6 protein-coding genes are annotated in these 11,421 nt (G+C 37.9%); 5 read left to right on the forward strand and 1 reads right to left on the reverse strand.

What is annotated here, in order from left to right:
* Window positions 1–84: 84 nt before the first annotated feature.
* A complete protein-coding gene (locus tag K1I67_RS08985) occupies window positions 85–405 on the reverse strand; it encodes a hypothetical protein (protein WP_223339668.1) in 321 nt (106 codons plus the stop codon).
* Between the two features lie 99 nt (window positions 406–504).
* Between K1I67_RS08985 and K1I67_RS08990 the strand changes: the two genes are divergently transcribed.
* The 5 genes from K1I67_RS08990 to K1I67_RS09010 all read left to right on the forward strand — a co-directional run.
* Window positions 505–723: a YdbC family protein gene (locus tag K1I67_RS08990; RefSeq protein WP_061862917.1), complete on the forward strand. Its 219-nt coding sequence runs from the start codon at window positions 505–507 to the stop codon at window positions 721–723.
* A gap of 986 nt (window positions 724–1,709) precedes the next feature.
* Window positions 1,710–2,309, forward strand: a complete 600-nt coding sequence (locus K1I67_RS08995) for a hypothetical protein (protein ID WP_223339669.1) — start codon at window positions 1,710–1,712, stop codon at window positions 2,307–2,309.
* A gap of 12 nt (window positions 2,310–2,321) precedes the next feature.
* Window positions 2,322–2,732, forward strand: a complete 411-nt coding sequence (locus tag K1I67_RS09000; RefSeq protein WP_223339670.1) for a hypothetical protein — start codon at window positions 2,322–2,324, stop codon at window positions 2,730–2,732.
* 12 nt (window positions 2,733–2,744) lie between these two features.
* Window positions 2,745–6,974, forward strand: coding sequence for a G5 domain-containing protein (locus K1I67_RS09005; protein WP_223339671.1), 4,230 nt, complete (start codon window positions 2,745–2,747; stop codon window positions 6,972–6,974).
* Window positions 6,975–6,988: 14 nt separating this feature from the next.
* Window positions 6,989–11,421: putative Ig domain-containing protein (locus tag K1I67_RS09010; RefSeq protein WP_223339672.1), on the forward strand; the 4,433-nt coding region annotated here is incomplete at its 3' end.

Raw genomic sequence — 11,421 nt, forward strand, 5'->3', positions numbered from 1 at the left:
AAGGACTTAGTCCTGTACAATACAGAACTAAATCCTTTGCTTAAATTAATTGTCTAACTTTTTGGGGTCAGTACAAAAAGCATCTCACTCTTTCTTAAATCTTCTTTTTTGGGCCGTTTGGATAGTAGAAGGAACGAAAGTTACTCTTCGAATATCCGACACTCGAATAATACGGCTGACATTTTTGGCGAAATTTTTAACGATAATTTGCTGACGATCTGTATCATACTTGATGATATCTCCTGTAAAACTTGTGTCGGCAAAAATGATGTGGACAGCAGTTTTTTTCAGGACTGCCTCTTTAATGGTAGCTGTCAGGGAGTCAGCTTTGGAGTGATCAGGTTCAGCTCGTCCATTGAGAAAATTTTGCACTTTTTGTTGAAGGTGTTTAAATAAATCTTTCATGAGAGCCTCCCTTCTTTAATATCATTATTATATACAATTTTTAAAAAATCTACAAGATTTTACGAATAATCAAGTGAAAACAATCAAAAGGAGAATGCAATGGCAGAATTTACATTTGAAATCGAAGAACACCTACTCACTCTATCAGAGAACGAAAAAGGTTGGACCAAGGAAATCAATCGTGTCAGCTTTAACGGAGCACCAGCAAAGTTTGATATTCGTGCCTGGAGTCCAGACCATACTAAGATGGGAAAAGGAATCACCCTGTCTAATGAGGAGTTTCAAGTCATGGTTGATTCATTTAAATGTAATAAGTAAAAAGAGGGATAACTTGTACGACCTTCAAGCGTTAGATTTTTCATATCTAACTTTTGATGGTAGTGCACATTTCCTCTTTTTTTTAGTCGCTTGAATGATCATAATAAAATCAATACTTCATGGAGTTCATAAAAAAATTGGCAAGATGCTGATAATTTAAGGATTTTCTGGTAATCCTATGTAAATTTATCTTTGATTATGGATATAAAAAGATGGTCAGCTATTGGAGATTATCATTGATGAACAAGAGTCTAAATATCCTTGGCTTGTCGATCACTGGTTTTAAGTGAAATGATGATTTTTGAGAGGTGTAGGCCAAGATTAGTGATATACTTTTGTGCTTGTTATCAATAATGGTATCTACTTTACGTGTTTATTCAGATAAGTTAGATCAGAGGTACAGTCTTTTTTTTGGTCTTGTAATCTTAATAATACTCTGCAGAAGAGTTTTATTGTTTAAAGGAATGGATGATTTTATAAATCAATTGTCGCCTTCGTTTCAAACTGGTTGAGATTTTTGGAACAGAAAATGAGATAATTTTGTGAGTTTGACATCGATGTTTGTTTTTGATCCAATTTAATTTTACAAATTTTGAATAAAAATGCACAGTAGTTCAAAAACAACAAAAGAAGACTTATTATATTTTTGTATCCATAATACACAAAATCAAAAATGTAATTTATAACCTAAAACAAGAAAAGTTTAAATACTCTATAGGAAGGAGATTAAAGTATAAAATATTTACAATTTGTGGATAACTTACCCTTTTTATAAAAAACATGTGGAAAAGTCTGTGTATAAGTCAAAAAAGTTGAAAAAATAAGGTTTTTAGAGGTAAAATTGCTTGACAAATGAAATAAAAAACCTATAATACTACTTAGTGAAGTGCGTTAAATGAAAAAGAATGGCTGAAGTCTGTCACTGGGGTCTGGATTTGTCTTGTTTAGCGAACAATAAAATTTATATCTTTTTGGAGGAGTTTTATATGAGAAAACTTAAAAAATCTCTATTTTTCGGATATTCACGTTCATCAGTTCATTCTGTGATCAATGAATTTAAATCACAAGTTCGCGAATTGGAAATTCGCAATGCACAGTTGCTTCAAACAATTGAGGATCTTAAGACCAAAGAACAGTTGATTTCTGAAGCTATCGTAGAAGCAAAACGCGTATCAATTGGTATTGTTTCAGAAGCAGAAGTTCATTCTGAACAACTCGTTAATGAAGTAAACAATCGTATTGAAAAATCTGAAGAAGAGCTTGAGCAACTTGAAGCTACTAAACAAGATATTATGAACCGTACAGAGTACATTAAACATGAACTTAAGCAACTTCTTGAAAATCAAATCAATATGATTGACAATATTGACACTGGTGGTGTACATCATGTTGGGCACATTATTGATGATCTTCTAACTATGAGTCACGAACGTATTGATGGAGTGGGACGTATTCTTACTAATGAAGATCCAATCCCAGTAAATACGATTCAAAATGAAAAGTCTAAAGTTGCCTATTTGACTCCAGAAACTAACGTTGCAATTGACATGAAGGAACCGCCTGTATTCACAATGGATTCATTCTAGAAAGGGAGGCATATGGCTAACATCAATACTGCTTTTCAAGACTTACTTAGAAAACGGAGAATACAGCTCCAAAAGGTTGAACGAGAAGACGGTACAATCTATAAGGGGCGTTTATCTGTTTCAGAGGATCAGATGGTTGACTTTGCATTTTGGTTAGAAAATGCTACCGAATCTGGTGCTGCTCAAATTATTTTTAATAACATAGCTGTGGTAGAGAATCAAAGTAGCCGCGCTGAGCTACTTGAAAAAATTAATGAACTCAATCGTACTCACGGTCTATATTACTATCTTGTTCTTGATGTTGATAACCGTATCTTTGCACGTTATGTAACTCAAGTAACTCCGTATGATTTTGAAGTACTATTGGATGTCTTTAAAAGAGGAACGCGCGTAATCAGAGAGATTATGAAGGAATTAAATTAAAAGGAGTCTATAATGGCAAATAATGAGAGAAAAGATCATTTCTCTATTCGTAAATTTTCAGTTGGAGCCGCTTCCGTATTAGTAGGAGCTTCTATTTTTGGTTTGTCAGCTCAAACAGTTCAAGCTGAAGAAAACAAAACTATTATGGGATCGGATGTTCTCGAAAGTGAAAATAAGGTCAAAGTAATGTTGGATTTCTTTGACAACCCTACTCCAGCAATCAATCAAGTAAACGAACAAATTGCTGAAATTAAGTCAGAAAAAGAAGTTGTTCGTAATCCTAACGACTACTCTCAAGATAGTTTCCAAAAATATACAGAAGCTGTGAAAGTTGCAGAAGTTTCTATTCCTGCTGCAGAAAAAGCAGTTGAAAAGGCTGAAGAAATTCAAGGGAAAGCTGAAGGCTTTCGAAAAGAAATGGCAGAAACACTTCCTCCTGAAGTTCGTAAGGATATTAACTATAATATTGTAACGCAAGAACAAAAACGTGCAATGTATGATCGTTTTAATGAAATGTATACAGAAGTTAATTACCGAACTACTTATATTGATGCAACAGCTGCACTCAGTAAATCAAATAAAAGCCTTAAAGATGCAGTTAAAGGCTTGGTCCAATCAACAGCTAAGGACTTAGCTGTTGATGGAACTTTTGATGATAAAGTTCCAGAAGCTTCAAAAATCAAAGTGAAGAGTTTTGCTAGCTTGACTTCTGATGACCAAGCTAAGATTTCTTCATTAATAGAAGATCATTTCAATCTTGCTCCACTGTCACCATCTATTTCGTATGATCAAACAAATGCTATCATTACTTATAATGACAAATCTATCACACGACTTCCTTTGACTGAGGTAGCAATTGCTGAGTCAAACGACACACCAGCACCAACTCCAAAACCTGAAGTTAAAAAAGCCCTTCTTGAAGCAGCAATTACTAAAGCTCTAGAAACTCTTAAACCGGCTGATACAAGTAATAAAACAGAAGATAGTGTTGCAGCATATCAAAAAGCTTTGACAGCCCTAACTACTGAAACAGCTAAAGCAGAAGCGGTTAAAGTAGATACAAGTGCTGATCAGCCAAAAGTTGATCAGGCAGTGACAGACTTAACTGCAGCTATTAAAACCGTAGAAGCTGCCAAAACAGCGTTGGTAGATAAAACAGCTCCGACTCCAAGTGTTGATAAAGCCAAACTTGAAGAAGCTCTTACAAAAGCTGTAGAAGCTCTTAAACCAGCAGATACAAGCAATAAAACAGAAGATAGTGTTTCTGCATATCAAAAAGCCTTAGCAAACCTAACGAGTGAGAAAGCTAAAGCTGAAACAGTTAAAAACGATGCTAAAGCAGATCAACCAAAAGTTAATCAAGCAGAGAAAGATTTAACTGCTGCAATTACTGTGGTTGAGGCAGCAAAATCTGCACTTGTAGAAAAACAAGCAGAGAAGCCAAAACCTAAAGTAGTTGAAAAAGAAGAAACAAAAGTAGAAGTACTTGCATACAAGACAATCCGTCGTGACAACGCAGATCTTGAAAAAGGTAAAGAAAACGTTGTTCAAAAAGGTAAAGATGGTAGCGTCACAACAGTAGAACACGTAGTTATTGTTGATGGTGTCGAAAAAGAACGTAAGGTTGTTTCAACTAATAAAGTTGATGCAGTAGATGAAATTATTGAAGTAGGAACAAAAGAGCCTGCCGCACCAGTAGAACCATCTAAACCAGAACCTAAGGTTGTCGAAAAAGAAGAAACAAAAGTAGAAGTTGTTCCATATAAGACAGTCCGTCGTGACAACGCTGACCTTGAAAAAGGTAAAGAAAACGTTGTTCAAGAAGGAAAAGCTGGAAGCATCACAACAGTCGTAAAAATCGTGATTGTTGACGGAGTTGAAAAAGAACGTAAAGTTGTTTCTACAGACAAAGTTGATGCAGTTGATAAGATCATTGAAGTAGGAACAAAAGAACCTGCTGCACCAGTAGAACCATCTAAACCAGAACCTAAGGTTGTCGAAAAAGAAGAAACAAAAGTAGAAGTTGTTCCATATAAGACAGTCCGTCGTGACAATGCTGACCTTGAAAAAGGTAAAGAAAAAGTTGTCCAAGAAGGAAAAGCTGGAAGCATCACAACAGTTGTAAAAATTGTGATTGTTGATGGAGTTGAAAAAGAACGCAAAGTCGTTTCAACAGACAAGGTTGATGCAGTTGATAAAATCATTGAAGTAGGAACAAAAGCACCAGCTGCTCCAGTGGAACCATCTAAACCAACACCTAAGGTTGTTGAAAAAGAAGAAACGAAAGTAGAAGTTGTTCCTTATAAGACAATCCGCCGTGACAATGCAGACCTTGAAAAAGGTAAAGAAAACGTTGTTCAAGAAGGAAAAGCTGGAAGCATCACAACAGTCGTAAAAATCGTGATTGTTGACGGAGTTGAAAAAGAACGTAAAGTTGTTTCTACAGACAAAGTTGATGCAGTTGATAAGATCATTGAAGTAGGAACAAAAGAACCTGCTGCACCAGTAGAACCATCTAAACCAGAACCTAAGGTTGTCGAAAAAGAAGAAACAAAAGTAGAAGTTGTTCCATATAAGACAGTCCGTCGTGACAACGCTAACCTTGCCAAAGGAACAGAAAAAGTTGTCCAAGAAGGAAAAGAAGGTATCATCACAACAATTGAACATGTTGTTCTAGTTGATGGTGTCGAAAAAGAACGTAAAGTTATCGTATCTAATAAAGTTGATGCAGTAGATAAGATTATCGAAGTTGGAACACAAGAATCAGGCAAACCAGGTGAAACTCCAGTAGAACCGTCTAAACCTGAAACTAAGATTGTTGAGAAAGATGAAACGAAAGTAGAAATTCTCTCATACAAGACAATCCGTCAAGACAATGCTAACCTTGCCAAAGGTGTAGAAAAAGTCATCCAAGAAGGAAAAGATGGTAGCATCACAACAGTAGAACATGTTGTTCTAGCTGATGGTAAAGAAGTTGAGCGTAAACTTGTTTCAATGACTAAGGTTGATGCAATTGATAAGATCATCGAAGTTGGCACAAAAGTGACTTCAACACCAGGTGATACACCAGTAGAACCAGCTAAACCAGAAGCTAAGATTGTCGAAAAAGAAGAAACAAAAGTAGAAGTTCTCTCATACAAGACAATCCGTCGCGACAATGCTAACCTTGCCAAAGGTGTAGAAAAAGTCATCCAAGAAGGAAAAGATGGTAGCATCACAACAGTAGAACATGTTGTTCTAGCTGATGGTAAAGAAGTTGAGCGTAAACTTGTTTCAATGACTAAGGTTGATGCAATTGATAAGATCATCGAAGTTGGCACAAAAGTGACTTTAACACCAGGTGATACACCAGTAGAACCAGCTAAACCAGAAGCTAAGATTGTCGAAAAAGAAGAAACAAAAGTAGAAGTTCTCTCATACAAGACAATCCGTCGCGACAATGCTAACCTTGCCAAAGGTGTAGAGAAAGTTATCCAAGAAGGAAAAGACGGAAGCATCACAACAGTAGAACATGTCGTTCTAGTTGATGGTAAAGAAACAGAGCGTAAAGTGGTTTCAACAAGCAAAGTAGATGCTGTTGATAAGATCATCGAAGTTGGTACAAAAGTGACTTCAACACCAGGTGATACACCAGTAGAACCAGCTAAACCAGAAGCTAAAGTAACCGAGAAGTTTGAAACTAAGAAAGACACCGTAGCCTTTAAGACAATCCGTCGCGACAATGCTAACCTTGCCAAAGGTGTAGAGAAAGTTGTCCAAGAAGGAAAAGACGGCAGTGTTACTACAGTAGAACGTGTTGTCTATGTTGATGGCAAAGAAACAGATCGTAAGGTGGTTTCAACTACAAAAGTCGATGCAGTAGATAAGATTATCGAAGTTGGCACAAAAGAAGTAGCAAAACCAGCTGACCCAGCTAAGCCAGTTAGTCCAGCTAAGCCAGTTAATCCAGCTAAACCAGTTGATCCAACTAAACCAGCTGATTCAGCAAAACCAGCTGTTAAACCAGAGCAGCCAGTAAATACACCAGTGAAACCAAGTCAAAGCACAGCAAGACCATCTGCAGTGGCTGAGAAGCCAGCAGAACCAGTTAAGAAACCTGTAGCTACTAAGGATTCATCTGGAAAAGAACAATTACCAAACACTGGTACAGAAGCTAGTGGATTATCAGCTCTTGGAATTTCTCTAATGGCAGCAGCAAGTGCTCTGTTTGTTGGTAAAAGAAAAAAGAATGATAAGGAATAAAAAGGAGACAAATAATGAAATTTGAAAAACGTCAACGGTTCGCCATACGTAAGTTTAGCGTGGGTGTGGCATCCGTTCTTGTAGGACAGTTCTTCGTCGGGTCGATGGTTAATGCCCCGCAAGTAAGTGCTAGTGAATTTAAAGGCTCAGAAGGATTAGAGGCAACTACGGCAGTCGAAGAAGAGCCTGCCAAGGAAGCAATTTCTGAAGAAATCACTGTTCCAGAACCATACCGTGCACCTGCAACTCTTGCAGCTCCATCTTCAGATAAAGAGCCAGTTGCAGAAACAACTACAGAATCAACTGTGGCAAAATCTGATGAAGCAACAGCTCCATCAACTGCACCAGTAGCAGAAGAAAAGCCAGAACTTAAAGTTGATGAAAAAGAAGCTCCAGCAGCTGAAGCTAAAGAAACTGAAGCTAAATCAGAGGCAGATGAAGTTCTTCAACCTCTTAAAGAGCAATTGAACAACAGCATTCTTGAAGCAAAAGCTGTGAACCAAGAAGCTGAAAAACAAGAAGCGAAGCTAAATGATAGCGATGCTAAAAAAGTTCTTGCGGACGCTCTTCAAGCTTCAAAAGCTGAGTTGGCTGCAGCTCAACAACTTTCTGAAAAGGCTCAACTAACGAAAGCTGATCTTGAACTTAGCATTGGACGCCTCCAATCTGCCATCGAGTCTGTTTATACAGAAATGAAACGCTCTGGTCACTCAGGTCTCGTAACTTATATGCTAGCTGATGCTGCTAGTACAGCTTCAGATGGTACTACTCCATACATGACCATCGAAAACTATACTGGATACCAAGTGCTAAGACATAACGGGACAACTGTTGAAGTACGATATAAGATGGGTCTTACCCGTATTACATCTGATGAGGTTGAACTATCACAAGATGCAAAAGACCTTGGACTAACCTATGACCCAGTTGGAGAATATGTCTACGGGACTCTTAATCTTAATGGTGGAATCCCAAGCGGTACCTATGAGATTGGTTTGGTTTCTATAGCAGATCCAAATGTCAAGGCGACTCTTCCTCTAAAAATAACAAAACCAAACTCATATGGTTTATCAACTATATGGAACAAGACAACAGACTTGTCTGCATCAAAAACTGATAAGTATCAGGACCAAGTAACAGGTGATATGGGGGAAAACAATACAAGGGTCAATAAGTATGTAATTCCTACGACACCTTTTGGATATTATTTAATGGCTCCTCGTGAAAGTACTGTTCCTGTAACAGTAGCAGATGCGAAGCCTGATACTCCGAGATATAATACTGAACTTGGGCTTTATTTAGCTGATTCTTCAAAAATTACAGATTTCCCTTCAACACCAGTTCTTTTAGATCGCATTGAACGCTTGGATTCAACTCCAGAAGTTGAATATGAATTAACCACTGTAGGTGATTTATATGGCAAGTTTAGTAACAATGATTGGGATGTTCACCATTCATTGTACACACCTTATCGTTTACGCTTTACAAAATTACCTGCTCAACAGGGAACATTTACGATCAAGTTTAAAACCATTGATAAACTTGGACAAGAACGTATCTTTAATGTAGAGTTGACTACAGAGGAACGTTCAAAAGCAACACCTGATGATAATAACGGATTCTACCTTACAAATGCGGATGTCAAGTTTACTCCAAATACTGAAACTGCAATTTTGAACAAAGAGGGTATTGTCTCTGTTCCTCGTTCAGATGCAGAACAAACCATCGGTAAGATTGAGCTAAACAAGTTAAACGCTACAGTTAAACCTGTTCGCTTCCCTGATGGCACTGAGTATGATGAAGCCACTCAAACCATTAAGAAAAAGGCAGGGGTTAAGCTAGCACCAGGTAAGTATAACTTTGAAGTACGTGCCATCGACGGCCACTTTGGAGATAATGCGCCAAACCGTATCTTCCAGTTTGAGGTAACAGATGTTATCAGTCCAATTGAACACAAGGTCTGGAAAGAGGGAGAAAAGTTCCCAAGTATTCCAGTCAATCTTGAAGGTGGCTCAACTATCGCCAATATTCGTGTAACGACTAATAGCGGAGACACCTACGCTACAGTAACCTCTGATAATATCACCAAAACACTTGAAGGTTATGGGGTTCTTCAAACTACTGAAAATCAAACTGCACGTGTAGAAGTTGACTACTATAATGCAGATGGTGGCATCTCAACTACATTTACAACCTTTACATTCGAAGTTAAGCCACGTGATGGTATTGGACTCGATCTTGATATCACTAACCATGAACAAACCATCAAAGAAGGTGAAAAGTTCAAGGACATGGTCATCACCCACACAGAAGGTGCGACACTAACTGTTGATACAGCAGCACTTCCAAAGGGAACTCGCTATAACAAAGCAACTAAGACTATTTCTGGTAGAGGATTAGTCGAAGGAACCTATCGTATTAAAGTTATGGCTCAAAAAGATGATCAAGCCGTACAGAAATATATCACATTGACAGTATTACCTGGTCCATTGTATGCTGAAAACTACACTCGTGAAGTTACAGTCGGCGATACAATTGATCCAATTGAAATTGCTGTTCCAAGTAGAGCAGATCTTTCTGGAGATATTCGTGGTGAACTTGGTCTTAACTATGATTACAATACTAAGATTATTTCTGGAACTACGAATGCAGTTGGTACTAAAACATATACCTATAAACTGAAACGTGGTTTAGAAGAAGTTACTGGTACAATCACTATCACAGTTAAGCCTAAACCAATTACTGTATCTGGTGGTGAGTACACCTATACCGTCGGTGATAAGATTGAAGATATCGTTTTGACGGCTTCAGATGGTTCTCGTGTTCGTCTTGGTAATATTGGACCTAGTGACTTTGATCCGGATTATATTACTCACAATTACTATAATGGTAGTCTTGCTGGCTTGAAATACGATGAAGCTACAAAGACCTTTAGTGGTACAGTAACACAACAAGGAAGATTTGAAATCCCTGTTGTTGCTGATTATCCAAACTTGAATAATGGTAATGATCTAGAAACTGCATACGCTAAGAATAAAGTGATCATTAACGTTAAACCAAAACCAATTGCTGTAAATAGTGGTGAACAAACGGTTGAAGTTGGAACTCCTATCACTAACTTTGTAATTCAACCGAGTGAAGGTGCGGATATTGGATCTACTCGCTGGGGTGAATTTGAAGCAGGAATCCAAAATCTACCTAATGGTCTGACTTATGATCCTGATACAAAGACAATTTCTGGTACTCCAAATCAAGTTGGCGAATATACCATTAAATATACTGCTTACTACAAAGGTCTAACAAATGATACTGCAGAAGGTACTTTCAAACTGACTGTAACGAAGAGACCAATCCAAGTGACTGGTGGTGAGACTGAAGTTCAAGTATTGTCTGAGATGACTCCTGTGAAGGTTGAGGCTTCAGAAGGTGCAACTATTTCAGTTGATCTTAACGATTATAGCAAACCTTATAATCCTTTGACTGGCGCCTATCCTAGTCTCTTGCCGGAAGGAATTACTTACGATGAGTCAACCCATACCTTCTCAGGTACACCGAAAAAAGTTGGCACCTATAGAATCCCTGTCAAGGCTCGCTACGAAAACTTGTATGGCACTGACGAAGCTAATGGAGAGGTAGTTATTACAGTTACCGAATCACCTGTTGCTATCGAGATTTCTAACAAAGAGCAAACTGTAACAGTTGGTGATGCTATTACTCCTGCAGTAGTAACTCACAATAATCTTTCAACTGTCACAATGAAGACACCATACGGTTTGGTAGAAGAATCAGAAATTAATGCTCTTATCGCAGAATATGGTTTGACATATGATGTTGCTACTAAGACATTTACTGGTACACCTACAAAAGCTGGTACTTTCACAATCCGTATGCAGGCTACTAACCCTGCTGAAGTGGGAGGAGCATCAGCTGTAGACACATTTACTCTTACAGTAAATCCTAAAGCTGAGAATGATCTTGATCTTACAGTTTCTGGTGGTCGTCAGCTTGTTCAACTAGGTAAAGCGATCGCTGACATCACTTTAACTCACACTCCTGGTTCTGAACTTACACTTGATGAAGCAAGTCTTCCTGCAGGTGTGACATATGACGCTGTTACTAAGACAATCTCTGGTACTCCAACGGCAGTAGGTAGCTACACAGCTAAAGCTACAGCAACCCTTGATGGTAAATCTGTATCTAAAGATGTTATCATCGATGTTGTGGATATCAAAGATGGTAAAGACGGTAGAGACGGTGTTGATGGTAAGACACCAGTAGTAACTGTTAAAGATAACGAAGACGGTACCCACACAGTTAAAGTTGTGAACCCAGATGGTGAAACAACTGAGACAGTTATCAAGAATGGTAAAGATGGTAAGACACCAACTGTAACCGTTAAAGATAACGAAGACGGTACTCACACAGTTAAAGTTGTGAACCCAGATGG

Origin of the sequence: Streptococcus infantis, from assembly GCF_019929575.1 — a bacterium.
GTDB classification, from domain to species: domain Bacteria; phylum Bacillota; class Bacilli; order Lactobacillales; family Streptococcaceae; genus Streptococcus; species Streptococcus infantis_L.

What these genes read in the sequence shown, in the direction of transcription:
- K1I67_RS08985 (WP_223339668.1), bottom strand. Translation starts at nt 405, where the DNA reads ATGAAAGATTTATTTAAACACCTTCAACAAAAAGTGCAAAATTTTCTC.
- K1I67_RS08990 (WP_061862917.1), top strand. Translation starts at nt 505, where the DNA reads ATGGCAGAATTTACATTTGAAATCGAAGAACACCTACTCACTCTATCA.
- K1I67_RS08995 (WP_223339669.1), top strand. Translation starts at nt 1,710, where the DNA reads ATGAGAAAACTTAAAAAATCTCTATTTTTCGGATATTCACGTTCATCA.
- K1I67_RS09000 (WP_223339670.1), top strand. Translation starts at nt 2,322, where the DNA reads ATGGCTAACATCAATACTGCTTTTCAAGACTTACTTAGAAAACGGAGA.
- K1I67_RS09005 (WP_223339671.1), top strand. Translation starts at nt 2,745, where the DNA reads ATGGCAAATAATGAGAGAAAAGATCATTTCTCTATTCGTAAATTTTCA.